Consider the following 24,564-nt stretch of genomic DNA (forward strand, 5'->3'; position numbering starts at 1 on the left):
AAGGAACGGACGCTTCCTTTGTACTCACCTCAGCACATCGGCTGAAGCTTTCCTCCGGGCTTCGTTCTTCATTCTTCGTTTCCGACTCTATCAGACTCTTTCGGGTCCGATTCCCGGTCGAAGCGGGTTCGCTTTCCAGATATTCGCTTTCGCGTTTCTCTTTCCGGCGATTCCGACTCTATCAGCGATTTCGACTCCCTTCGACCACTCGCCGTTTAGCCGGAAGGCAGCACGGAAAGCAATGCGAAGAGCAAGATTCAACCGAAGAGGAAGGTTCCCGTCCATCAGCCGTTCGCGAGGTGTTCACACGAGGCGTCCTGGCGGGAGTCACGACAGTACAGGCCCCTGAGTGCCCAGGCAAATCGTTTCAGGCGTATGGTCTAGTCCACCGGTCTAGTCCACTAGTCTCCGTGCCGGAGGGCCAGCCCGGATCGGGAACAACATCGGGCGAACCCGAACATCTTGTGACTTATCCTTCTCAAGAGTGCGCCGTCCGCGACACGTAGTGACGGCGCCCCGAAGAAGCCCCACCCCTGGGAGGCCCCCATGACCAGCGTGACGTCCCCACTTGCCGGGCGCGCCATCGGACTCGCGGCAGTGCCCGATCCGGTGTTCTCCGGCGCGATGGTGGGACCGGGCACCGCCATTGATCCCGTGCGTGAGCCCTCGGAGGCGGTGTCCCCCGTCGACGGCGTGGTCGTCTCCCTCCACCCGCACGCGTACGTCGTCGTCGACGCTGAAGGGCACGGTGTGCTCACGCACCTCGGGATCGACACCGTTCAGCTCAACGGCGAGGGCTTCGAGCTGCTCGTCAACAAGGGCGACACCGTGTCCCGCGGCCAGGCCGTCGTCCGTTGGAACCCCGCCTCCGTCGAGGCTGCCGGCAAGTCCCCCATCTGCCCCGTCGTGGCGCTGGAGGCTTCTGCCGAGTCCCTCTCCGATGTCGCCGAGAGCGGTGACATGAAGGCCGGGGACCTTCTCTTCAGCTGGAAGTGACGCTGTCCGCCTGCACGGGCGGGTCGGACATCCACCGCGGCGGCTGGGCCCGCCGCTCAATCGGAGACGGGTGACATGCAGACAACGCTGCGAGGCGTCGGCGTGAGCCACGGTGTGGCGATCGGCGAGGTTCGGCACATGGGCACGGCGGTTCTCGAGCCGCCGGCCAGGCAGATCACCGCGGACGAGGCGGAGCGCGAACAGGGGCGCGCTCGTCAGGCCGTGGACGCCGTGTCGGCCGACCTGATCGCGCGCGGCCAGTTGGCCGGTGGCGAGGCTCAGCACGTGCTGGAGGCCCAGGCGATGATCGCCACGGACCCCGAGCTGATGGCGGACGTCGACCGGCGGATCGCCGTCGGCAGCACCGCCGAGCGCGGTGTGTACGACGCGTTCGCCGCCTACCGCGACCTGCTCGCGGGGGCCGGCGAGTACATGGCCGGGCGGGTCGCCGACCTGGACGACGTGCGGAACCGCATCGTCGCGCGTCTGCTGGGCGTGCCGATGCCGGGTGTCCCGGACAGCGACGAGCCGTACGTGCTGATCGCGCGGGATCTCGCACCCGCCGACACCGCTCTGCTCGACCCGGCGCTCGTACTCGGCTTCGTCACCGAGGAGGGCGGCCCGACCAGCCACAGCGCGATTCTCGCGCGGGCGCTGGGCGTGCCGGCGATCGTGGCGCTGCCGGGTGCCGGTGAGATCGCCGAAGGCACCCTCATCGCCGTGGACGGCAGCACGGGTGACCTGTTCGTCGACCCGACGCCGGCGAAGCGGGCCGAGCTGGAGGCCGCGGCCGCCGAGCGGAGGGCCGCGCTGGCCGCCTCTTCCGGTCCGGGTGCGACCTCCGACGGTCACAAGGTGCCGCTGCTGGCCAACATCGGGGGTCCGGCGGACGTGCCGGCGGCCGTCGAGGCCGGTGCCGAGGGCGTGGGCCTGTTCCGCACCGAGTTCTTGTTCCTGGACGACAGCAAGAAGGCGCCGTCCGAGGAGAAGCAGATCGAGTCGTACCGCAAGGTGCTCGAAGCCTTCCCCGAGGGTCGTGTCGTCGTGCGCGTGCTGGATGCGGGCGCCGACAAGCCGCTGGACTTCCTCACGCCGGGCGACGAGCCGAACCCGGCTCTGGGCGTGCGAGGTCTGCGCTCGCTGCTGGACCACCCGGAGGTGCTGCGTACGCAGCTCACCGCGCTGGCGAAGGCTGCCGAGGGTCTGCCGGTCTACCTCGAGGTCATGGCCCCGATGGTGGCGGACCGGACCGATGCCAAGGCCTTCGCGGACGCGTGCCGTGAGGCCGGTCTGCGGGCCAAGTTCGGCGCGATGGTGGAGATCCCCTCCGCCGCGCTGCGGGCGCGCTCGATCCTGCAGGAGGTCGAATTCCTGTCGCTGGGCACCAATGACCTGGCTCAGTACGCTTTCGCCGCCGACCGCCAGGTCGGAGCGGTGTCGCGGCTGCAGGACCCGTGGCAGCCGGCGCTGCTGGACCTGATCGCCATGTCCGCCGAATCGGCCAGGGCGGAGGGCAAGAGCTGCGGTGTCTGTGGCGAGGCAGCTTCGGATCCGCTGCTGGCCTGTGTGCTGACGGGTCTCGGTGTCACCTCGCTGTCGATGGGTGCCGCTTCAATTCCGTACGTGCGGGCGACGCTCGCCAAGTACACGCTGGCCCAGTGCGAGCGCGCCGCGGCCGCGGCGCGTGCGACGGACAGCGCCGCGGAGGCCCGCGTGGCCGCCCAGGCGGTGCTGTCCGGCGAGTAGCCGGACCGCGTGCGGTGTCGATCGAGGGGCCTTCGCCGGTGGCGAGGGCCCCTCGGCCGTCCTGCCTCCTCGATGGCCACTCGGATCAGTGGTGGGGGCCGGGGTCGTCCACCTCGTATCCCGGGCAGTACTCGACGCCCGGTTCCGGGGCGACGGGCTCTCCGGTGTCGGCGTCCGTGCAGTAGGCGTTGAACACGGCGGCCGCGGAGAGTGCGGTCAGGCGGCCTCGGTCCAGACGCCAGCCGTGGACCCGGTCGCGGCGGCCCTCGGTGGTGCTGCGCAGGACCAGTCCCCCGGGCCCGCCGAGGGCGAGTCCGGCGGCCAGGACGGTCACGAAGTCGAGCCCGTCACGGCCCTCGATCCGTGGCGGGGCCTCGGGATCGCCGGCCGTCTCCGCTGCGGGCACCGTCGCGTGCAGGACCGCCACCAGCTGTTCCGCCTCGGTGGGGACGCTGCAGACCAGGTGGTGATGGCCGGGGCCTGCGCCGGCCAGGAGGCGGTTGAGCGCGTCCGCGGCCCGCTCGAACGAGGCGTGGCCGATGTCCTCGCCGCAGTCGGCGCAGCGGCCGATTCCGGCGAGGAGGGTGGTGGCGTACTCCCAGGTGGCCAGTCGGACGGCCGCGTCGACGAGGAGCGGGACCAGTTCGTCGATGGGCTGGCCGGTGTAGGGCAGGACCGGCCCGGCGCCGGCCAGTTCCGCGGTGAAACGGGTGCGGGTTTCGGCGGTGTCCGGGTCCAGGCCCTGCTCCGCGCAGTACTCGGCGTACTCCTCGGGGTCGAAGAGGGCGACGGTGGTGTGGATGCCCTGGGCCGTGAGGGACCGGAGCAGGCCGTCGACCTGGCGGAGGTAGTCCCCGTGGTCCTCGAAGGTGAAGCTGCGGTAGTCGCGCATGGCCGCGAAGTCCCCGGGGTCGGCCAGGAGGCCGAAGATGCTGGGGGCTTCGCGGCGTAGCCTGCGGCGCCGGTCGGTCGCGCCGGTCCCGCTCGTGCTGGTCGCGCTGTCCGTGCTGTGTGTGCTTTCCGTGCTGTTGGTGTCGGTGGTGTTGGTGGGCTCGGTGTCGTTGGTCGGTGGCATGGCTCCCCCTGAGTGACGCGATCACTTGCTCACTCAGAGTAATCACGGCCACTGACAGTGGGCCGTCAGCCGCGGGTGCGGGCCAGCTCCTCGTAGAAGTGGAGGAGGCCGATGTCGTCGACCGAGCCGGGGTTGACCGCCTTGGCCAGGGGCGCGCCCTGGAGGAGGCGCTTCACCGGGACCTCGATGCGCTTGCCGGTGAGGGTGTGCGGGATGCCCGGGACCTCGATGATCTCGTCGGGGACGTGGCGCGGGGAGAGCTCCGCGCGGATCGTCGCCTTGATCCGGTCGCGCAGGTCGTCGTCGAGGGTGGCGCCGGGGGCGAGGTGGACGAAGAGGGGCATCCAGTAACCGCCGTTCGGCTCTTCCAGGCCGATGACCAGCGACTCCTTGATCTCGGGGAGCCGTTCGACAGCCTCGTAGATGTCGGCGGAGCCCATCCGGACGCCCTGGCGGTTGAGGGTGGAGTCGGAGCGGCCGTGGATGGTCACGGAGCCGTGGTCGCTGATCGTGATCCAGTCTCCGTGGCGCCAGACGCCCGGGAACATCTCGAAGTAGCTGTCGCGGTAGCGGCTGCCGTCGGGGTCGTTCCAGAAGCGGATCGGCATCGACGGCATGGGGTTGGTGACGACGAGTTCGCCCACCTCTCCGATGACCGGCTTTCCGGACGGGTCCCAGGCCTGGAGGTCCGTACCGAGGCAGGCGGCCTGGAGTTCGCCGATGTGGACGGGCAGCGTGGGGACGGCGCCGGCGAAGCAGCTGCACACGTCGGTGCCACCGCTGACGGAGGCGATCCAGAGGTCTTCGGCCACCTCGTCGTGGAGCCAGCGGAAACCGTCGGGCGGAAGCGGGGAGCCGGTCGTGGCCACGCACTTGACGGCGGACAGGTCGAAGTCCCGGGCGGGGTGGACCTCGGCCTTGCGGCAGGCCATGACGTAGGCGGCGGAGGTGCCGTAGAGGGTGGCCCTGGTGCGCTCGGCGATGCGCCACTGGGCGCCGGTGTCGGGGTAGCCGGGGCTGCCGTCGTAGAGGACGACGGTGGTGCCGGTGAGCAGGCCCGAGACGAGGAAGTTCCACATCATCCACCCGGTGGAGGTGTACCAGAAGAACCGGTCCTCCGGGCCGAGGTCGCAGTGCAGGCCGAGCTGCTTGAGGTGTTCGAGGAGGATGCCGCCCTGGGACTGGACGATGGCCTTGGGAAGGCCGGTCGTACCGGAGGAGTACAGGACCCACAGGGGGTGGTCGAAGGGGACCGCCTCGAAGACCGGCTCGGTGTCGCCCGCGGTGAGGGCCGACCAGTCGAGGGCGCCCGCGGGGGCCGGCGTACCGAGCAGGGGGATGTGGACGACGGCGCGCAGGGAGGGGAGCTCCGCGCGGAGTTCGGCGACGGTGTCGCGGCGGTCGTGCTCCTTGCCGCCGTAGCGGTATCCGTCGACGGCGAAGAGGAGGACCGGCTCGACCTGCTGGAAGCGGTCCAGGACGCTGCGGGCGCCGAAGTCGGGGGCGCAGGAGGTCCAGACGCCTCCGACGGCGGCGGTGGCGAGGAGGGCGACGGCGGCTTCGGGGATGTTGGGGAGGTAGCCGCTGACCCGGTCGCCGGGGCGTACGCCGAGGGCGCGCAGTTCGGCGGCGAGGGAGCCGACCTGGCGGTGGAGCTCGGCCCAGGTGACGGGGGTGGCCTCGTGGGTCTCGTCGACGTACAGCAGGGCGGGGGCCTCGGCGCGGGCCGGGTCCTCGGCGGCGCGCAGGGCGTGCTCGGCGTAGTTGAGGGTGGCTCCGGTGAACCAGCGGGCGCCGGGCATGGACCGGTCGGCGAGGACGGACTCGTACGGGGTGGTGAAGCGGACGTCGAACCATTCGGCCACGGCCTGCCAGAAGGTGTCGAGCTCGTCGACGGACCAGCTGTGCAGGGCCGGGTAGCCGCCGTCGGCGGGAGCGCCGTGGTGCTCTGCGGCCCAGGCCTGGAAGGCGGTGATCCGGGCCGCGGCGATCCGGTCGGGCCCGGGGGTCCAGAGGGGTTCCGGCTGGGTGGCTGAGGTCATGGGTCGGCTCCCGGTCAAGTCTGCGGCTCGCGTTTGGTGTGCGTACGGTGCCGTCGCGCGGGGGGTGTGCGTGCGGCGGCTCACTGGGACCATGCCATGTGATCGACATACGCACCAGAGCTGTCTTGGGCGCTCGGGTGATCCATCGCCGGAGCGGTGCCGGGCCGAGTGCCGGGAGAGGCGCCGGGGGTCGCGCGGGAGGCGTGGCCGGGTCGCTCGCGGGTGAACGGCAGTTGAACGCCGCGCCTTCCCCCGTGGCGCGGTGGCAGGGTGAGCGGCATGGACGGTCGTGATCTGGTGCGTGCGCTGAAAGACATCGGTACGGAGAGCGGACGGCGCGCCTGGCGCTCGGCCTGGCGCAACCGGCGGGCGGACGCGGTGGGGCTTGCGCGCCGGGGCGCGGAGCGGGCGCGCGTCCCCGGGCTGCTGAGCGGGACGGAGCCGCTGCCGGGCGGCGGTGTGCTGCGGTTCGCGCGCTCGGAGCTGCTGGTGCGGGTCACCGTCGGCGGGGCGGTGTTCTGGGGCTGGGACGGGGCAGGGCCGACGCCCTCGTACGCGGTGGTGGGCGGCGGGCCGGAGCCGGATCCGCGGGCCGTGCTGGAGCCGGATACGGGGGGCGGCTGGCGGGTGGTGTCGGAGCGGGTGACGGTGGCGGTGTCCCGGCACGGGGCGGTGGAGGTGCGGACGCCCGGCGGGACGGTGCTGCGGCGGGAGCTGCCGCCGCGGTGGTGGGAGCCGGCGGAGGCGGGCCGGGGCGGGAGCGGAAAGGGCGGGGGCGAAAGGGGCGGGGAAGAAGCGGGCGGGGGCGAAAGGCGCCGGAGCGACAAGGGCGGGGAAGAGACGGGCGGCCGGAGCGACACCGGCGGGGAAGAAACGGGCGGGAGCGACAAGGGCGGGTGCTGGGGCGAGCGGGGGCCGGGGCGTGGGCCGGGTGAGGCGCGGTGGTTGCAGCGCAGCGAGGTGCCGGCCGACGCGCGGTTCTTCGGGCTGGGCGGGCGGGCGGCGGGGCCGCGGCTGCGGGACGGGGTGTACCGGCTGTGGAACACGGACCCGAAGGGCGGCTTCGGGCCGGGTGACGACCCGCTGTACCTGACCATGCCGGTGCAGCTGGTGGTCGCCGACGCGGGGACGCACCTGCTGTTCCACGACAACTCCTGGGACGGGCGCGTCGTGCTCCGCGAGGGCGAGGAGGGCGCGGGCTCGGGGGCGGACCTGCCGGGTTCGAGCGAGCTGCGCATGGAGGGCGGTCCGTTGCGCTGCTGGGTGCTGGTGGGGACGCCGGCGCGGGTGCTCCAGGGCTGGTCGGGGCTGACGGGCGCCGCCGCGGTGCCGCCGGAGTGGGCACTGGGGTACCAGCACGCGCGGTGGGGGTTCGGGAGCGCGGCGAAGGTGCGGCGCGTGGTGGCGGGGTACGCGGAACGGGGGCTGGCGCTGTCGGCCGTATATCTGGACATCGACCACTACGACGGGCACCGGGTCTTCACGGTGGACCGGGAGCGGTTCCCGGATCTGCCGGGGCTGGCGCGGGAGTTGCGGGAGCGGGGCGTACGGCTGGTGTCGATCGTCGATCCGGCGGTGAAGACGGGCCACGCGGTGCACGCGTCGGGGCGCGCGGTGGGGTCGGCCGGGGCGTTCGTACGGGACGCGCGGGGCCGGGAGGTCCGCGGGGAGGTCTGGCCGGGTGAGTGCGCGTACCCGGATTTCACGGATCCGGCGGTGCGGGAGTGGTGGGGCGGCCTGTACGAGGAACGGCTCGCGCAGGGCTTCGCCGGCTTCTGGCACGACATGAACGAGCCGGTGTCCTTCGCCCCGTTCGGGGATCCCACGCTGCCGCGGTCGGCCCGGCACGCGATGGACGGCGCGGGCGGGGACCACCGGGCCGGGCACAACGTGTACGGGCTCGGGATGGCGCGGGCGGGCTGGGAGGGACTGGTCCGGCTGCGGCCCGGCGAGCGGCCGTTCCTGTTCTCCCGGTCGGGATGGGCGGGGATGCAGAGGTACGGGGGCACGTGGTCCGGTGACGTGGAGACGAGCTGGGAGGGGCTGCGGGCGTCCCTGGCGCTGGTCCTGGGGCTCGGATTGTGCGGGGTGCCGTACTCGGGGCCGGACGTGGGCGGCTTCGGCGGGTTCCCCTCCCCCGAGCTGTACCTGCGGTGGCTGCAGCTCGGGGCGTACCTGCCGCTGTTCCGGACCCACTCGGCGATGTGGGCCGGGTCGCGGGAGCCGTGGGCGTTCGGGCCCGAGGTGGAGGAGCACGCCCGGGCGGTGATGGCGGAGCGGGAGCGGCTGCGGCCGTACTTCGTGACGCTGGCCCATCTGGCGCGGCGGACCGGGGCTCCCTACGTGCGGCCGGTGTGGTGGGGGGCGCCGGAGGAGCGGGGGCTGCGGGACTGCGAGGACGCCTTCTTGCTGGGGGACGCGCTGCTGGTCGCCCCGGTGCTGGAGTGCGGTGCGGACCGGCGGGCGGTACGGCTGCCGCGGGGGCGGTGGTACGACACCGCGTCGGGCGCGGCGTACGAAGGTCCCGGGCAGATCCTGCTGGACGCGCCGCTGGGCCGGATTCCGGTGCTGGCGCGGGCGGGCGCGGTGCTGCCGGTGCGCTCCGGTGACGGCGGGGTGACCCTGGAGGCCTGGGCTCCGGCGCGGGGGCGTACGGGCGGCGGGGTTGTGATCCGGGACCCGGGGCCGGGCTTCGAGCCGGGGGTGGTCGAGCGGTACACGGTGCGGTGGGCGGGGGACGCGGTGGTGGTGGAGAACGAGGCGGGGGACACCGTCGAGGACGTCGCCCTGCGGGGGCTCTAGGGAGTGTCCGCGCGGCAGTGCAGGCCGCCCCGACGGGGGACCGGGACGCGGCGGCCTCGGCGCGGGCCGCGGCCGTCCGGGCGGCGGGCGGGCGGCGGGCGTTGGGCGGGCGACGGAGGGGCCTCGGACGGGCGTCAGGGCGGGCGGGACTTCGCGGACACGGCCCCGGGCTCCGGCCGCGGCCCGCCCGGATCGGTCAGGCGTAGCGGCCCGCGAACCACGAGGCCGCCGCCTGCGTGTGGAGCGGAAAGGCCAGTTCCGCCGGGCCGCGCAGGATGTGCCAGCCCGTCGTCTCGTCCGTCGCCACCGAAGGGGGGAGGGTGGCGGCCGGGCGCAGCGGGAGGAGCCCGAAGAGCAGGAGGTGGCCCGCCGGTGAGCTCAGCGCGTCGGCCAAGGTGACTTCCGAGGCCGGGGCCTTGATGCCGGTCTCCTCGTGGAGCTCGCGGACAACCGCCTGGCGCCAGTCCTCGCCGAAGTCGATGAAGCCGCCGGGCAGGGCGACGCCGCCGAGGGCCGGTGCGATGGTGCGGGTGATGACGACCAGGCCCGTGCCGTGCTCGTCCTCGACGGGGAGGAGGGCGACGGCCACGGGGAGCGGGTTGCGGTAGGCGGTGGCGCCGCACGAGGTGCAGGTGCGGGGCCAGGTGGCCGGTCCGTACCGCGCTCCGCAGGTGGAGCAGTGCGAGTCCTTCAGCTGTGCCGGCATCCCGCGATGGTATGCCAAGGGGTATGCGGATGAGGGCTGTTGCGGTCGTGGTCGCGGTGCTGGGCGGGTGTGCCGTGGGGGGCGGGGTTTCGGCGGAAAACGGGGTTTCGGCGGAAGGTGAGGTCGGGAGTGAGGTCGGGGCCGCCCGGTCCCTCGGGGCGGACGGTGCGGCTCCGGCCGGCTTCGTGGCCCTGCGGGAGGTGGATCCGAGCATCGGCCAGGACATGCGGTACGCCGGGGAGCGGAATTTCACCGGCGCCGTCGTGGAGGGGTACGAGGAGCCCGTCTGCCTGCTCGCCCGCCCCGCCGCCGAGGCGTTGCGCCGGGCGCAGCGGGGGCTGTTGCGGCGCGGCTACTCGCTCACGGTGTACGACTGCTACCGGCCCCAGCGAGCGGTCGACCGGTTCGTGCGGTGGGCCCGGCAGGAGGACGGCCCGGGTGACGCGGCGGTGAAGGCGGAGTTCTATCCGTTCGTGGAGCGGAGCCGGCTGATCGCCGACGGGTACATCGCCGAGAAGTCCGGACACAGTCGCGGGAGCACCGTCGACGTGACGCTGGAACGGCTTGCGGGCCGGGTCGTCGACATGGGGACGCCCTTCGACTACTTCGATCCCCGCTCGCACACAGGTGATCCGCGGATCACCGGCACGGCCCGCACCCACCGGCAGTTGCTCAAGCGGGTGCTCGCGGAGCAGGGTTTCGTCAATCTTCCCGAGGAGTGGTGGCACTTCACCTATGAGCCGGAGGCGTTTCCCGGCGTCTTCTTCGACTTTCCCGTGTCTGTCGCGGCGGTGCGGCCGTGAGTACCGTGCCCGCATGACCTTCAGTTCGTACGAGGAGTTCTGGCCCTATTACGTCGCCATGCACTCCCGCGCCGCCACCCGCTGGGTGCATTTCGCCGGCACTCTCACCGGCCTGGCCCTGACCGCATACGGCCTGGCGCGCGGCCGCAAGCGCTATCTCGCCGCCCTCCCGCTCGTCGGGTACGGGACCGCGTGGCCGGCGCACTTCCTGATCGAGAAGAACAACCCGGCCACCTTCGGTAATCCGGGGTGGTCGCTGCGCGGGGACGCGCAGATGATCCGGATGATGCTGGCCGGGCGGGACGCGGAACTGGGCGAGATCGCCCGGAAGTGGCTCGCCGAGAACGGGTGACCCGGCCCGCCCCGCCGTGACAGACTTCTGACGATGCGTCAGTTCGCGTCAGTTCCCTGGCATGGAGGGGTCGTCTTGGCAGTCACACGCACACCCGTCGTCCGCGGGTGGTTCACCGAGACCGGACCGGACGGCGGCTTCCGGCTGCTCGGCACCCGGTGTTCCGCCTGCACCGCGGTGTTCTTCCCGCGCGAGGACGCGTACTGCCGCAACCCGCACTGTCCCGGCGGCGGGGAGCTCGGCGAGGTGCCGCTCTCCCCGCGCGGGCGGGTCTGGTCCTACACCGATGGGCGGTACCGGCCGCCCGCGCCGTACGTGTCCGACCCGGCCGCGCCCTGGGAGCCGTACACCCTGGTCGCGGTGGAGCTGGAGGCCGAGGGGATGGTCGTGCTCGGGCAGGCGGCGCCCGGGGTGACCGTCGCCGATCTCGCGGTCGGGATGGAGGTCGAGGTGGTGGGCGGCGTGCTGGACGAGGACGCCGGGACCACCTGGACCACCTGGCGGTTCAGGCCCGTCGCCCGGGCGGGAGGACCGGCGTGAGCGGCGACGTCGCCGTCCTCGGAGCCGGCATGCACCCCTGGGGCAAATGGGGCCGCAGCTTCGTCGAGTACGGGCGGGCCGCCGCGCGGACGGCGCTCGCCGACGCCGGACTGGACTGGACGGACGTGCAGTCCGTCGTGGGCGCCGACACCGTGCGCTCCGGATACCCGGGTTACGTGGCCGGCGCGACCTTCGCCCGGGCGCTCGGCTGGCAGGGGGCCCGGGTGACCAGCGTGTACGCGGCCTGCGCGTCCGGGGCGCAGGCGATCGGGGCGGCCCGGGCGCAGATCCTGGCCGGGCTGGCCGACGTGGTGCTGGTGGTGGGCGCGGACGCGGCGCCCAAGGGGTTCTTCGCACCGGCGGGAGGCGAGCGGCCGGACGATCCGGACTGGCTGCGGTTCCGGGTGCTGGGGGCCACCAATCCGGCGTACTTCGCGCTGTACGCACGTCGCCGGATGGCCGTGTACGGCGACACCCCCGAGGACTTCGCCCGGGTCAAGGTGAAGAACGCGGCGGCCGGGGCGCTCAATCCCCTCGCCCGCTACCGCAAGACGGTGACCGCCGAAGAGGTCGCGGCCTCGGCCGTCGTCGCCGATCCGCTGCGGCTGCTCGACATCTGCGCCACCTCCGACGGGGGCGCGGCCCTGGTGCTCGCCGGCATGGACTTCGCGCGCTCGCGCGGGGTCGCCGACCCGGTGCGGATCCGGGCCGTGTCGACGGTGACGCCCACCTATCCCCGTACCGTCCTGGACCTCCCCGACATCGCCACCGATTCGGTGACGGCCGTACGGCCCGCGCCGGGCACGTTCCGGTCCTCGATCGCCCGCGCCGCCTACGAGGAGGCGGGGCTCGGCCCCGACGACCTCTCGCTCGCCGAGGTGTACGACCTCTCCACCGCCCTGGAGCTGGAGTGGTACGAGGACATCGGCCTCTGCGGGGAGGGTGAGGGGGCGAAGCTCGTACGGGACGGGGCGACGGCCCTCGGCGGGCGCATTCCCGTCAACACCAGTGGCGGGCTGGCCTCCTTCGGGGAGGCGGTGCCGGCGCAGGCCATCGCCCAGGTGTGCGAGCTGACGTGGCAGCTGCGCGGTGAGGCCGGGGACCGGCAGGTGCCCGGTGCGCGGGCCGGGATCACCGCCAACCAGGGGCTGTTCGGGCACGGGTCCGCCGTCGTCGCCGTGCGCTGAATTCCGGGTGCTGTCCGGATACTTGACGGTCCACGGTGGCGGGTTCACACTCTCTGCACAGTCCCGCGCCGTGACCGGGGCCCCGAACCCCCCATGAGAGCTGCGGTCCGTACCCCAGTCGGCGGGGGTACGGGCCGCCTCCATGCCCGGCCGGACCGTCAGGCCCGCGCCGTCTGACCCGGGTCGTCAAGCTCGCGCCGTCAGCCCCGTGTCATCGGGCGCCCCGCGTCAGGTACCCGTCGTCAGGCTCTGCCGACGGGCCCGCGCCAGCGACATCGCGTGCTCCACGACCCCCACCAGGACGTCCTTCACGGACTCCCGGTCCCGCGCGTCGCACAGCAGCACCGGCACCCCCGGATCGAGGTCGAGCGCTTCGCGTACGGTCACCACGGGGTGCCGGTCCGCGCCGTCGAAGCAGTTGACCGCGACCACGAACGGGATCTCGCGCCGCTCGAAGTAGTCGATCGCGGCGAAGCAGTCGGCGAGGCGGCGGGTGTCCACGAGGACCACCGCGCCGAGCGAGCCCTGGGCCAGCTCGTCCCACAGGAACCAGAACCGGTCCTGCCCCGGCGTGCCGAACAGGTACAGCACCAGGTCCTCGCGCAGGGTGATGCGCCCGAAGTCCATGGCCACGGTCGTCGTGCTCTTGCCCTCCACTCCCCCGATGTCGTCGACATCTCGACCCGGCTCCGAGAGCTGTTCCTCGGTGCGCAGCGGTCTGATCTCACTCACCGCACTGACCAGGGTGGTCTTGCCCACCCCGAAGCCGCCCGCGACCAGGATCTTCAAGGTCAGCGGTTCGACCGGCGACACGGCATGCATGGCGCCGGTGCGGCTAGAGCGCCCGAAGGCCATCGATCACCTCACGCAGAATGGATTCGTCGGGCAGTTCGGCCGGAGGTACCGGCCGGGTCACATGGACCAGTTGGTCGTCGGCCAGATCACCGATCAGGACCCGGACGACGCCGATCGCGAGGTCGAGGTCCGCCGCGAGTTCCGCGACCGACTGCGGGCGCTCCCGGCACAGCCCGAGGATGTGGGCGTGTTCCGGGGACAGGGTCAGGTCCCAGAGCGGATCGTCGGCGGCCGCTTCGGCGACGACGAGCGCGATCAGGTCGAGCCGGTGCTGGCCCGCGTGACTGGTCCGGCCGCGGGTCATCGCGTACGGACGCACCACGGGGCCCGCCTCGTCGTCGAACCAGCGCGCGTGGCCGGGGGCGGGATCGTCGACGGCGCTGGGGGCAGGCGGGCCGGCCGTGCTGCCTGCGGGGGTGGTGTCGGGGTGGTCCTGGCCTGGATCGCTCATGCCCTGCGACTCACCCTCCGGCTGGCAGCCCGGTGCGCGGGGCGGTCGCCAGGTGGTCGCCCACTCGCTTGACCATCAGCGTCATCTCGTACGCGACCTGTCCGACGTCGGAGTCGGCGTCGGACAGCACCGCGAGGCAGCTGCCGTCGCCGGCCGCCATCACGAAGAGGAAGGCCTCGTCGAGCTCGACGACGGTCTGGCGGACCTTGCCGGACTCGAAGTGGCGGCCCACGCCCTTGGCCAGGCTGTGGAAGCCGGACGCCACCGCCGCCAGGTGCTCGCTGTCCTCGCGCGTCAGGTCCTTGGAGCTGCCGGTGGGCAGGCCGTCGCCGGACAGGACGACCGCCTTGCGGATGCTGCCGACCCGGTCGACGAGCTCGTCGAGCAGCCAGTTGAGCGGGCCGGAGCCGCGGCCCCTGGTGTCGTTGCCGGTCTGCGGTGCGGTCATCGACCGTCCCCTTCGTTCTCGTTCGCGGGACCTGTGGCGGCGGAGGTGCCGGCCTCGGTCTCCGACTGCTGCTGTGCGTGCTGGTTGCGGCCCGCGGTCCAGCCGCGCTGGAGTGCGGACATGCGCGTACGCACCTCATCCGCGTCCCGGTCTTCCGCCGGCCCGTCGGCGGAGTCGGCGGGAGCGGGGGCCGGGGCGTTCTTCAGCTGCGGCGCCAGGCTGGCCTGGCGGACCCGGCGGGGCAGCGCTCCGGCGTCCGGGCCGGGCTTGGTGCCGGTCTCCCCGGGTGCGCGTACGGAGGAGGGCTTCGGGACCGCGGAGACCGGGCGGGGCTCCACGCGGCGGCCGTGCTCGGCGACCAGGGTGGGGGTGGGGCGGCGGCGCGGCAGCGGCATGGAGCCGGCGGCGCGGGGACCGTCCCCGCGGACGGTGTCCAGGTGCGGGCTCTCCAGCCGGACCGGACCGGTGGGCGCGAGCGGCTTGCGGTCGCGGTCTGTGTCCCGGCGCCGGTCGGAGGCGCGCTCGGCGTGGCGGTCGCCGTCGCGGTCGCGGAAGCCATCGCGGTCGCGGAAGCCATCGCGGTCGCGCAGGCGGTCACGGTCTCGCAGGCCGTCGCGGTCACGGTCCCGGAAGCCGTCGCGGAAGCCGTCCCGGTCGTTCCTGCGGGCGCCGCCCAGCTCCGCGTGACGGTCGGTGTGCGGCCGGTCCGCCGGGCGCAGGCCGAGCAGGGCGCTGCGCGGGGTGCCGTTCGGCGGGGTCTCGTCGTCCAGCGTCGCCATGGCGGGGCGGACGGCGACGCCGGTGGGGCCCGGGCCGCCGGGGGTGACCTCGTCCAGGGCGGCGGGGTCGTCGAGGCCGTCCAGCCCGGGCACCCCGAGGGGGGCCTCCAGCTCGACCGGGCCGCGCAGTTCGGCGGGCGGCAGCGGGCGGCCGGACGGGGCACGCTCAACGGCGGCCCTGGGCGTGGGCCGGGCCGACGGGATGCGGGCGTTCCCGGCCGTCTTGGCGGTCCTGCCGCGCTTGGCTCCGTCCAGCCGGGTGCCCGTGCCGTTGGTGTCGGGAGCCTCGGTCAGCAACGCCATCGGGAGGAACACCACCGCGGTGGTGCCTCCGTAGGGGCTGGGCTGGAGCACGACCTTGACGCTGTGGCGCTGCGCGAGCCGGCTGACGACGAAGAGGCCGAGGCGGTCGGTGTCGGAGAGCTCGAAGTCGGGCGTCTCGGCGAGCCGGAGGTTCGCGTCGAGGAGCGCCTCGGGGTGCATGCCGAGGCCGCGGTCGTGGATCTCCAGGGTGAAGCCGTTGGCCACGCGCTCGCCGTGCACCTGGACGGCGGTGTGCGGCGGCGAGAAGACGGTGGCGTTCTCGAGGAGTTCGGCGACGAGGTGGGTGATGTCGGCGACGGCGGGGCCGACGATGCCGAGGCGCGGCAGCCGGCGAACCTCGATGCGCTCGTAGTCCTCCACCTCGGCGACCGCGGCCCGTACGACGTCCATCAGCTGCACGGGCTTGCGCCACTGACGGGAGGGCGCGGCGCCGGAGAGGATCACCAGGCCTTCGGCGTGGCGGCGCATGCGCGTGGTCATGTGGTCGAGGCGGAAGAGGTCGGCCAGCTCCTCGGTGTCCTCGGTACGGCGTTCCATGGTGTCGAGGAGGGTCAGCTGGCGGTGCAGCAGTACCTGGTTGCGGCGGGCCAGGTTGACGAACACCTCGGAGACACCGCGACGGAGCTCCGCCTGCTTGACGGCGGCTTCGACGGCGGCGCGCTGGAGGGTGTTGAGGGCCTGGCCGACTTGGCCGACCTCGTCCTTCTCGTATTCGAGGCGGGGCGACTCGGTCTCCACGTCCACGTGTTCCCCGGCGGCGAGGCGGCGCATCACGCTCGGCAGCCGGACGCCGGAGGATTCGTGGGCCTCCTTGCGCAGGCGGGACAGGTCGCGGATCAGGTCGCGGCCGATGCGTACGGAGAGGACCAGGGACACGGTCAGGGCGATGAAGCCGAGGACGCCGGCGACGGCGGCCTGGACCAGGACGTCCATGGCGACGGGCTCGACGCGCTTCTGGTAGCGGTCGCCGGCCTCGGTGCCCATGACGGCGAGGTCGTCGAGGACCTTGGTCGCGGCCTCGTCCCACTGGGCGGCCGTGACGCTGCGCGGGTTCTTGACCGCGCCGCCGGCGATGAACCGTTCCTCGGCGTCGCGCAGCGCCTTGGTGTCGGGGTTGCTCCAGTACTGCTCGAAGCGTTCGCGGTCGGCGGCCGGGAGGACCGCGAGGTTGAACTCGTACAGCAGCGTGCGGTGGGCGGCGAAGTCCGAGACGTGCCGGATGTCGGTGGCGCTGACGCTGCGGGCGGCGAGGGCGGAGGCGACGACGGCGTCCTCGCGCGAGAGCGTCTCGCGGGCGCGGGTGATCCCGACGAGGGCGCGGCCCTGCTTGTCCATCTCCACGTCCTCGAGCGCGTGGAGGTTCATGAGGAAGTCGTAGCAGGGGTCGACGAGGCGGCTGTACAGCTCCAGCGCCTGGCTGGGGTCGAGGGCGTTCTGGTCGACGGAGCGGCGCAGTGCGCCGATGCCCTGGAAGGCGGCGAGGATGGAGCGCATCCGGTGGGCGTTCTGGGGGCTCAGCTCGTCGAGGACTTCGGGGTCCCGGCCGTTCGCGCTGATCTCCTCGACGGCTTCGTCGGTGGCGGCGCGGCGCTTGGCGAGTTCGGCGGTGGCGGTGGAGGCGCGGGGGTCGCCGAGGACGACGAGGGTCTGGCGGCGCTCCTTCTGGATCACGCGGACGACGTCCTCGATGGGATAGCCGACCTTGTCGATGACGTGGGCGACGTCGAGGAGTTGGACGGCTTGACGGCCTGTGATGACCGTCGCGAAGCCCCAGAGGGCGGTCAGGGAGACGAGCGGCACAAGGAGCAACGCCACGATCTTCCGGCGGATGGACTTCCCGCGAAAGCGCATGGCCTCCCCAGCCTCCCCCAGCTCAACCCCGTGGTGGGGGGTTGGTGTTCCGTCATTTAAACGGCGTGAGCCTACTACTGCGGGGGAGTGGGTTCGAAGGCGTGTCCGGACGTTTTCGGCCTGACACCTGGACGAAGATCATGAGTTGTCCGACACTTCCGGTCAGGAGCGGCCCGATATGTGGCACATGACACTTGATGGGGGATCAGTTCCCGTAACCGGATGGATGGCTGGAATTCTTCGTTCCGCGACGGCCGTCGCCGGTGGAAGCGTCCACGATTCGGGAATCTCTCGCCACCGCCGGACGTCTTTCTGTTCGGGAGGGCACGTCGGGGTAGACGGGGTAGACGTGTTGGGGACGAAGTGGACGTAGCGGGACAGCAGGGCGGACCGCGCGGTGGGGAGTGAGCGGACCATGAGCAGATATCAGGGCACGGACACCGAAAGCGGCGGTGAGCGGGCCGGTGAACCGGGGCAGCGGACGCTGTGGGTGGAGGAGCCGGCTCGGCGGCGCCGGATGCCGGATCCGGTGCGGGCGTCCGCGGTGCGGGCGGTGCTGATCGCGGCCGTGACCCTTACCGCGGCGACGATCAGCTTCCTCCTCACTCTCACCGGGTCCTGGCTGGCCTTCCCGATGGCGCTCGGCGCGGTCGCGGGGACGGTCGTGGCCACATGGGCCGTCCTGGACGTGTGGATCACCCAGCAGGCGTGGAACCAGCGGTACGGGGTGCTGTCGGAGCCGAGCAGCACGGCGCGGGCCCGCCGCCGCGAAGCGCGCCGGGCGGCGCGGGAGCCGGTGCCGGCCCGAATACCGCGGCCCGGGGGCCACTTCGCGACGCCCGGGCGTCGGTAGCCGCATATCCGCAGCCCGGCCGGCCGGGCTGCGGACAGTCCGTGACGCCCCGCCGGGCGGCGGCTCCGGGCGGGCCTTGTCGCCCCGCCGACCCGCCGACCCGGGCGGGGCGTGCGGCGGCCTCCCGCCCGGGTCGGCGAGCCCGGCGAACGGCCTGCGTACCGGCCCCCGGTCGCGGGGCGCTCCAGCCGGCCCCACGGGCGAGCCCCCGGGGAAGAGACGGCCGTGTGAGGGGGCCTCAGGCGGTGCTGCGGCGGAACATGCGGGTGGCCGTGATCTCGCCGTGGATGGTTTCCTCCTCCGGGGACTGCTGCGGCAGGCCCGGCCGCAGGTGTTCCTCGACGCTGATGTACTTCAGGCCCGCCCGCAGGTCCGCGTCGTTGCGCAACCTGATGACCAGCGGGAATTCGGCGAGCGCCGTCGTGTCGAAGAGTCCCGTCGTGTAGAGGAGCTGGACGCCGAGCGCGTCGGAGACGGCCCGCTGGAGTTCCAGCAGGTACGTGGCGTTCGCGCGCCCGATGGGGTTGTCGAGGAACAGCGTGCCCGCGTGGCGGTGCTTGTCGCGGCCGCGGTCGTTGCTGCGCAGCGCCGCCATGGTGCAGTACAGCGCGATCGCGGCGGTCAGCAGCTGCCCGCCGGAGAACACGTCGCCCATCTGACCGACGGGCACCCGCTCGGCGCGCAGCACCGCGTCCGGCTTGAGGATCTCGACGGAGATGCCCTTGGGTTCCAGCGCCGCCTGGACTCCGCGCAGCAGCAGCGACATGCCGTCGCGCCGGCCCTCGCCGAAGGAGGCGGCGCTGTTCTTCTTCACCGCCGCGCGGGTGGCCTCGTCGATGACCTCGCCGAGCCGCTCGGTCAGCGTGGCCTGGTCGGGCTCCTCGAAGCGGATCCGCAGGAACTCCTGGCCCGACCATTCCCCGAGGCCCTCCGGGAGCTGGGAGAGCCGCTGCGCGGAGCGAAGGGTGGCCAGGGCCGATTCGACGAGGCCGCGCAGGCGGTCGACGATGCTGTCGCGGTTGCGCTCCAGCTGCGCCAGTTCGTCGGTGAGGACGCGGAGCCGGGGGGCGAAGGCCGTGGCCCACGCCGCGGCGTGCTCGGGGAGGGCGGAGGCGGGCAGTTCGCGGATCTGCTGGCGCGCGGGGGTGCGTACCTGCTCGTAACGGGTGGCGTTGGCGTGCCGGACCAGGATGTCGCTCGCCTCGCGGACGGCCGACTCGGCGGCCGAGAGGTCGGCGGCGCAGGCGCGCAGGGAGCGGCGGGCCTCCTTGGCGGACTGGCGGGCCTCTTCCAGGGTGCCCGCGTGGGGCACCGGCTCCTGCTCGTCGTCCTGCTGCGCGTGGCTCCGCTTCCCTCCGCCCCGGCCGCCGTCGACGTCCTCGGAGGCCGAGCCGCGCAACATGTCCCGCAGCAGCGCCGCGGTCTCCTCGAAGCCGCCGGCGCCGTCCTCGGCGGTGCGGTGGGCGCGCAGCAGGTCCGTGTGCGCGGCCCGGGCGCTCTCCACGGCGGCGCTGTGGGCGGCGAGCTGGGCCGTGGCCGTGCGGAGCAGGGCCTGGGCCTGGTCGACGTCGTGGGGAATCAGTTCCTCGGGCAGCTCTGTGTGCGCCTCGCCGTCGGCGGGAGCGCGGCGTTCGGCCTCGCCGCGCAGCCGGCCGAGTTGCTCGCTGGCGGCGGACGCGCGGGTCTCCAGCATCTGTACGAGGGATTCGGCGCGGGCGGCGGCCGCCTGGCGGGAGGGGCCGTCGGAGCCGTCGGTGCCTTCGAGGAGCTGGGCGGCGCGGGTGCGGACCTTGTTGGTGAGGCGGTCGAGTTCGGCGAGGGCGGCACTCTCGTCGCTCTCGGCCCGGGCCTGTTCGGCGCGCAGGTCGGCGCCGACGCCCACCTTCTCGTACAGCTGGGAGGCGGCCCGGTAGGCCTCGCGGAGGTCGGGGAGCGGCGCCTTGGCGCTGCCGTCGTCCTCCGGCAGGGGGTCGGGGGCGCCGGCGATTTCGGCGCGCTCGGCCCGCAGCGCGCGGGCGGTGCGGCGGGCGTCGTCCGCGGCGCGCTGGGCGGCGCGGCGGTCCTCGTCGGCGGCGCGGGCCCGGTCCAGGCAGGCTTCGGCGCGGGCCTCGGACTCGGCGGCCTCGTCGGCGAGTTCGCGCAGCTGTGCCTGCCAGCCGGCGCGTTCGCGCAGACGGAAGGCGAGGCCGGCGAGGGCGTCGGCGGCGCGGCGGGCGCGCTGGGCGGTGTCCTGGCGCTCGTCACGCACGCGGACGGCGTCGGCGGCGGCCTCGTCCGCCTCGGCGCGTACGGTACGGGCCTCCGCGAGCTCGGCGTCGGCTTCCTCGGCGAACGCGCGGGCGGCCTCGGCCTGCCGTGCGAGTTCGGCGCGACGGCCGGGCGGGCAGCCGGTGCGCCAGGAGGCGAGCCGGGCGGCGAGTTCGCGGTCCCCGGCGAGGCGGGCGGCCAGGTCGCGGATCTCGGTGTCGCGGGCGGTGGCGCGGGTGCGCAGCGCCTGGCGTTCCTCGTCGGCGGCGTGCTCGTCGTGCATGGCCGGGTTCGGAGGGACGAGGAAGACGCCGGAGAGGCCGTGGTCGCCGTCCGGGCCGGCCGGGGGTACGGGGGCGAGCAGCGCGGCGGCGGTGCCGACGGCGACGGTGGAGCGGGGCAGGAGGGCGGCGCCGGTGAGGACCTCGCGGGCGCGGGCGTGCGTGCCGGGGTCGGTGATGACGACGCCGTCGACGAGTTCGGGGCGGGCGGCGAGGACGGCGGCGTGGTCGGCGGGGTCCACGGACTGGGCGAGGTAGCGCCAGCCGGGCAGGGCCGGGATGCCCTGTTCGCCGAGGTATTCGACGGTGGCGAGGACGTCGGGGCCGGGCGGCAGCAGACCGCCGTCGCCGAGGGCGCCGAGGATGCGGGCGTCGTCGGCGGCGGCGGTGCGCAGCTCGAACAGCTGGCGTTCGGCCGCCGTGACTCCGTCGGTCAGCAGGTGGTGGAGGTCCTCGGCGCTCCGGTCGAGGTCCTCGGCGGTGAGCCGGCCGGCGGTGGCGGGGTCCTCGTGGGCCGCGCCCCGCGCGGAGCCCAGGCGCGCGGCGACGGCCGGTCGGCCGCCGGAGCGCCCGCCCTCGGCGGAGCCGGAAGCGCCCGGAGTGCCGCCGGGTCCGCTGTGGGCCGTACCGGACCCGGCGGAACCCGTGTGGCCGGCGGAGCCGAGGTCCCCGGCTGCCGCGCGGCCCCCCGTACCCGAGCCGGCGGAGCCGGACGCGCCCGCGCCTTCGCCCGCGCGCGGGGACGGGACCGAGGCGTCGGGGGCCGATGGGAGGCCCAGGAGGGCGGCCAGGCGGGGGGCCCGGGCGAGGGAGGCGGCGGCGCGGTGTTCGGCGTCGTGGGCTGCTTCGGCGGCGTCGGCCGCGTCGGCGGCGCGGGCGGCGGTGAGTTCGGCGCGGGATTCCGCGGCGGCGGCTTCGCGGGCGGCTTCGGAGGCGGCGCGTGCGGCTTCGCGGGCTTCGTCCCAGGCGGCCACGGCGGTCTTCTCGGCGTCGGTGGCCGCGAGGGCGGCGCGGGCCGGGTCGGCGTCGGGTGCGGTGTCGTCGAGCCAGCCCGCGCGGACGGCCTCGGCGGTCTCCTGCTGGACTTCGCCGAGGCGGGATCGGAGGTGTTCGGCCTCGCTGCGGGCCCGTTGGGCGGCGGTGGCGGCGGCCGTGGCGTCGCGGTGGGCGGCCTCGCCGGCGGCCTGGAGGCCCGCGGACCGCTCCTCCTCCTCGTTGGCGACCCGTTCGCCGTGCTCGGCGGCGGTGTGCAGGGCGCGTACGAGGTCGGCGGCGGCGGTGGCGCGGGCGGCGAGCGCGGGGGCGGCGTCCCGCTCGGCCTCCAGGATCGCGGCGGCGACCCGGGCGGAGCGGTCGGCGGCGGCGCGGTGGCGCAGTACGTTCTCGGCGGCCTGCCAGGCGGCGTGCAGGGTGCGGGCTTCGAGGAGTTCGCGGCGCTGGGCCGCGGCGGCCTTGTCGGCGACGGTCAGGGCCAGGGAGGCGTGCCGGTAGGCGAGTTCGGCGGAGACCGCGGCGCTGCGAGCGCGGGCGAATTCGGCGGTGGTGACCTCGTGGGCGGCGCCGGTGACCCGCTGGGCGAGGTCGGCGGCCCGGCCGCGTTCTTCGGCGGCGCGGGCGGACAGCCGCCGGGCCAGGGTCCGCGTACGGCGTTCCGCGCCCGCGTGGACGTCGCGCAGCCGGGAGCGCGTCTCGGCGGCCTCGACGATCCGGGTGAGCAGGTCCACGGAGCCGGCGGTGAAGTCCCGTTCGGCCATCAGCTCGGCGCGGCGGCCGAGCTTGTTGCCGAAGCCGTGGACCAGGTCGGCGAGGCCGTCGGTGTCGCGGGTGTCGGTGACGGCGCGCAGCAGGAGGTCGGTGAAGTCGGAGTCCTTCTTGACCGCGAAGAGGCCGGCGGCCTCGCCCTCGTCGGCGTTCATCTCGCGCTGGTAGCGGAAGAGTTCGGGGTCGAGGCCGACTTCGGTGAGGTGTTCGTTCCAGCGGTCGTGGATCTCCTCCCAGTACACCTCCAGGTGCGGGTAGGCCTTGCCCGCGTCGGTGAGGGCGTCGCGGAAGCCCTTCATGGTGCGGCGGCGGCCCTGGGCTCCGGAGGCGCCCTCGACGGGCGGGCGTACGGAGGTGGCCTCGGCGACGGGGAGGTTGTCGAGGCTCAGTCCCGGGCCGGGGCGGAAGGAGTACCAGGCCTCGGCGAACTTGCGGGGGTCGTTGGAGACCTGGCGGCCGCGCCATTCGCTGACCTTGCCGACGACGACGCACTCGCCGGTCTGGGTGTGCTGCCACTCCAGGGCGACGTGGCCGCAGTCGTCGGCGAGGAGGAACTTGCGCAGTACGCCGGAGCTGGCGCCGCCGAGGGTGTTGCGGTGGCCGGGGAGCATCACGGAGAAGATCAGCTTGAGGAGGACGGACTTGCCGCCGCCGTTCTCCAGGAAGAGCACTCCGGCGGGCGCGGGGCGGCGCGGCGGGCCGGTGGGCTCGTCCTCGAAGAACTCCGCCTGTGCGGGCGCCGGGTGGGGCACCGGCTCGCCGACTCCGCGCAGGTCGAGCACGGTGTCGGCGTAGCGCGCACCGGCGGGCCCGATGGAGTAGAGGCGGATCCGGGACAGCTCGTACATGGCGGCGGACTCTCGTGGTGTCTCGTGGGTCGTACGGAGGGCAGGTGGCTCGGTGACGGGCGGCGCGGGCTCAGGCGGGGAGGGCGGGGGCGGGGCTCAGGAGTGGAAGGGGAGCCCGGCGTCGGCGGCGAGCTCCAGGTCGTCGCCGTCGGGCGGCGGCAGGAGGGTGGCGGAGCCGTCGCTGACGGGGACCACGCCGAGGTCCAGGAGCTCGGCCATGGCCGAGCTGCCCGCCATGTCGCGGACCTGGAGCTGGTAGCGGGGGGTGGTGCGGTAGGTGCCGCCTGCGTCGTCTCCGGTGCGCTGGAGGAAGCCGGAGTCGGTGAGGAAGGCGGCGGCCTTGCCGATGATGCCGGTGGTGGAGCCGGCGAGGCGGCGGGCGTCCTTGGTGGCGCCGGTCGCGCTGCGGCGGGCGTAGACCCGCCAGGCGGCCTCCAGGCCGGGGGCGTCGGTGGCCGGGTCGGTGTTCTCCCCGAGTTCCTCGGCGCGCTCCTCCAGGCGGCGGCAGGTCTGGCGGACGAAGGCGTCGACGCCGTTGACGGTGATGCGGCCGATGTAGCCGTCGTCGGCGAGGTCCTCGGGGCGGGGGAAGGCGAGGGCCGCGACGGCCAGGTGGGCGAGGCCGTGCAGGAAGCGGTCGGCGGAGTCGGCGGTGGTGCGGCGGGCGTAGTCGCCCATGCGGACGGCGAAGACGGAGTCCTCGTCGGCGGCGACGGCCATGCCGGCGCGGGGCGACACCTCCAGGACGACGAGCCCGAGGCCGGTGGCGACGGCGTCGGCGAGGCGGCCGAAGGCGGGGTCCTCGCGGTAGCGGCGCAGCAGCTCGGCGTACTCGGCGTCACGGGCGGGGAGCAGCTTGGGCTGAAGCCCGAAGGCGACGAGCCGGGCCGCGTCGGCGGCGTCGGCGGGGGTCAGGGCCCCGGCGGGGGCGGACGCGACGGGAGCCGACGGCGCGTCGGGCTCGCTCCACGCGGGGTGCTCGGCGTGGTGGTCGCTCACGGGTGCGTCTCCTTGGCGGTGGCGGTGGCGGTGGCGTTGGTCTGCGGTGCGGTGGCTTCGGCTCCTGGGTGCGGGGGCAGGCCCGGCCCCCCAGGGCGGGTACGGCCTGCCCGGACGCTCGCGCCGGGCGGCGCCGGAGCCGCGCATCCCCCGCTGGCCGCGACAGTCGGCGCGGCCGCCACCACCCGGAGCCGGGCAGCCGGGCCACCGGCGGGCGCGGCATCGGCCCACCGGCCCACGCCGGCCCGGGGCATCGGTGGCGAAGCCGCCCCACCTCCTGCGACGTCGGCCTCGTCCACCCGTACGACGAGCACGGCCGCGGACCGCCGGCCAGCACACGTCACGGCGACCGACGGCGCGGCCGTCCGCAGTCGGCACGGCCCGGCCAGGACCACGGCGGGCACGGCGGCCGGCAGCACGACGGGCGAAACACCAGCGACGGCACCGGCACCCGCCCGAGCGGTCAGCGGCGTCTCGACGTGCTGCGGACGTCTACCAGAGCCACCGGTCGAGGTATGCCGGCCAGGCGGCGCGGCTGCCGACAGCCGACGCGGCCCGGCCAGGACCACGGCGGGCGCGGTGGCCGATGGGGCTATGGGGCGACGACCGGTCAGGGCG

General features: G+C 74.1%; 18 protein-coding genes. 8 read left to right on the top strand and 10 right to left on the bottom strand.

Annotated features, from left to right (window positions below; translation table 11 throughout):
* Nucleotides 1–546: 546 nt before the first annotated feature.
* A complete protein-coding gene (locus ABZX75_RS30955; protein WP_355416401.1) occupies nucleotides 547–996 on the top strand; it encodes a PTS glucose transporter subunit IIA in 450 nt (149 codons plus the stop codon).
* A 75-nt stretch (nucleotides 997–1,071) separates the two neighbouring features.
* The gene (ptsP, locus tag ABZX75_RS30960; RefSeq protein WP_355416404.1) at nucleotides 1,072–2,742 is read left to right on the top strand and encodes a phosphoenolpyruvate--protein phosphotransferase; all 1,671 of its coding nucleotides are present in this window, start codon (nucleotides 1,072–1,074) and stop codon (nucleotides 2,740–2,742) included.
* 85 nt (nucleotides 2,743–2,827) lie between these two features.
* Here ptsP and ABZX75_RS30965 read toward each other — a convergent pair whose 3' ends face one another.
* The gene (locus tag ABZX75_RS30965) at nucleotides 2,828–3,817 is read right to left on the bottom strand and encodes a hypothetical protein (RefSeq protein ID WP_355416407.1); all 990 of its coding nucleotides are present in this window, start codon (nucleotides 3,815–3,817) and stop codon (nucleotides 2,828–2,830) included.
* Between the two features lie 65 nt (nucleotides 3,818–3,882).
* A complete protein-coding gene (locus ABZX75_RS30970; RefSeq protein WP_355416409.1) occupies nucleotides 3,883–5,859 on the bottom strand; it encodes an acetoacetate--CoA ligase in 1,977 nt (658 codons plus the stop codon).
* A gap of 279 nt (nucleotides 5,860–6,138) precedes the next feature.
* Here ABZX75_RS30970 and ABZX75_RS30975 point away from each other — a divergent pair, with 279 nt between their 5' ends.
* Complete coding sequence (locus ABZX75_RS30975; RefSeq protein ID WP_355416412.1) at nucleotides 6,139–8,661, top strand: TIM-barrel domain-containing protein; 2,523 nt, start codon at nucleotides 6,139–6,141, stop codon at nucleotides 8,659–8,661.
* 196 nt (nucleotides 8,662–8,857) lie between these two features.
* Here ABZX75_RS30975 and ABZX75_RS30980 read toward each other — a convergent pair whose 3' ends face one another.
* A complete protein-coding gene (locus ABZX75_RS30980; RefSeq protein WP_355416415.1) occupies nucleotides 8,858–9,367 on the bottom strand; it encodes an NUDIX domain-containing protein in 510 nt (169 codons plus the stop codon).
* Between the two features lie 29 nt (nucleotides 9,368–9,396).
* On the opposite strand from ABZX75_RS30980, the gene ABZX75_RS30985 reads away from it, so the two are divergent.
* The 4 genes from ABZX75_RS30985 to ABZX75_RS31000 all read left to right on the top strand — a co-directional run bounded on the left by ABZX75_RS30985 (nucleotide 9,397) and on the right by ABZX75_RS31000 (nucleotide 12,249).
* Nucleotides 9,397–10,170 carry a M15 family metallopeptidase gene (locus ABZX75_RS30985; protein ID WP_355416418.1) on the top strand — a complete coding sequence of 258 codons (774 nt, stop codon included), beginning with the start codon at nucleotides 9,397–9,399 and terminating at the stop codon, nucleotides 10,168–10,170.
* Between the two features lie 13 nt (nucleotides 10,171–10,183).
* Nucleotides 10,184–10,522 carry a DUF962 domain-containing protein gene (locus ABZX75_RS30990; RefSeq protein WP_355416421.1) on the top strand — a complete coding sequence of 113 codons (339 nt, stop codon included), beginning with the start codon at nucleotides 10,184–10,186 and terminating at the stop codon, nucleotides 10,520–10,522.
* Between the two features lie 75 nt (nucleotides 10,523–10,597).
* Complete coding sequence (locus tag ABZX75_RS30995) at nucleotides 10,598–11,062, top strand: zinc ribbon domain-containing protein (protein WP_355416424.1); 465 nt, start codon at nucleotides 10,598–10,600, stop codon at nucleotides 11,060–11,062.
* Nucleotides 11,059–12,249 (top strand): lipid-transfer protein, encoded by a 1,191-nt coding sequence (locus ABZX75_RS31000; RefSeq protein ID WP_355416427.1) that lies wholly within the window; start codon nucleotides 11,059–11,061, stop codon nucleotides 12,247–12,249. Before ABZX75_RS30995 ends, ABZX75_RS31000 begins: the two co-directional genes overlap by 4 nt.
* A 228-nt stretch (nucleotides 12,250–12,477) precedes the next feature.
* Here ABZX75_RS31000 and ABZX75_RS31005 read toward each other — a convergent pair whose 3' ends face one another.
* The 4 genes from ABZX75_RS31005 to ABZX75_RS31020 are packed head-to-tail and all read right to left on the bottom strand — an operon-like array spanning nucleotide 12,478 to nucleotide 16,957.
* The gene (locus tag ABZX75_RS31005) at nucleotides 12,478–13,104 is read right to left on the bottom strand and encodes an ATP/GTP-binding protein (RefSeq protein ID WP_355416430.1); all 627 of its coding nucleotides are present in this window, start codon (nucleotides 13,102–13,104) and stop codon (nucleotides 12,478–12,480) included.
* Nucleotides 13,085–13,555 carry a DUF742 domain-containing protein gene (locus tag ABZX75_RS31010; RefSeq protein ID WP_355416433.1) on the bottom strand — a complete coding sequence of 157 codons (471 nt, stop codon included), beginning with the start codon at nucleotides 13,553–13,555 and terminating at the stop codon, nucleotides 13,085–13,087. Before ABZX75_RS31010 ends, ABZX75_RS31005 begins: the two co-directional genes overlap by 20 nt.
* 10 nt (nucleotides 13,556–13,565) lie before the next feature.
* Nucleotides 13,566–14,003 carry a roadblock/LC7 domain-containing protein gene (locus tag ABZX75_RS31015; RefSeq protein WP_355416436.1) on the bottom strand — a complete coding sequence of 146 codons (438 nt, stop codon included), beginning with the start codon at nucleotides 14,001–14,003 and terminating at the stop codon, nucleotides 13,566–13,568.
* Nucleotides 14,000–16,957 (bottom strand): nitrate- and nitrite sensing domain-containing protein, encoded by a 2,958-nt coding sequence (locus ABZX75_RS31020; protein ID WP_355416439.1) that lies wholly within the window; start codon nucleotides 16,955–16,957, stop codon nucleotides 14,000–14,002. Before ABZX75_RS31020 ends, ABZX75_RS31015 begins: the two co-directional genes overlap by 4 nt.
* A 415-nt stretch (nucleotides 16,958–17,372) precedes the next feature.
* Between ABZX75_RS31020 and ABZX75_RS31025 the strand changes: the two genes are divergently transcribed.
* Nucleotides 17,373–17,810 (top strand): hypothetical protein, encoded by a 438-nt coding sequence (locus ABZX75_RS31025; RefSeq protein WP_355416442.1) that lies wholly within the window; start codon nucleotides 17,373–17,375, stop codon nucleotides 17,808–17,810.
* 238 nt (nucleotides 17,811–18,048) lie between these two features.
* Here the strand turns inward: ABZX75_RS31025 and ABZX75_RS31030 are convergent, their stop codons facing one another.
* The 3 genes from ABZX75_RS31030 to ABZX75_RS31040 form a co-directional block, all read right to left on the bottom strand.
* Entirely contained in the window at nucleotides 18,049–22,947 is a 4,899-nt protein-coding gene (locus ABZX75_RS31030; RefSeq protein ID WP_355416445.1) for a hypothetical protein, read from the bottom strand.
* A gap of 96 nt (nucleotides 22,948–23,043) precedes the next feature.
* On the bottom strand, nucleotides 23,044–23,946 hold the full coding sequence (locus tag ABZX75_RS31035) for a hypothetical protein (RefSeq protein WP_355416448.1): 903 nt from the start codon (nucleotides 23,944–23,946) through the stop codon (nucleotides 23,044–23,046).
* A complete protein-coding gene (locus tag ABZX75_RS31040) occupies nucleotides 23,943–24,365 on the bottom strand; it encodes a hypothetical protein (protein WP_355416451.1) in 423 nt (140 codons plus the stop codon). Before ABZX75_RS31040 ends, ABZX75_RS31035 begins: the two co-directional genes overlap by 4 nt.
* Nucleotides 24,366–24,564 lie beyond the last annotated feature (199 nt).

It is taken from the genome of Streptomyces sp. NPDC003038, assembly GCF_040611115.1.
Lineage (GTDB): Bacteria > Actinomycetota > Actinomycetes > Streptomycetales > Streptomycetaceae > Streptomyces.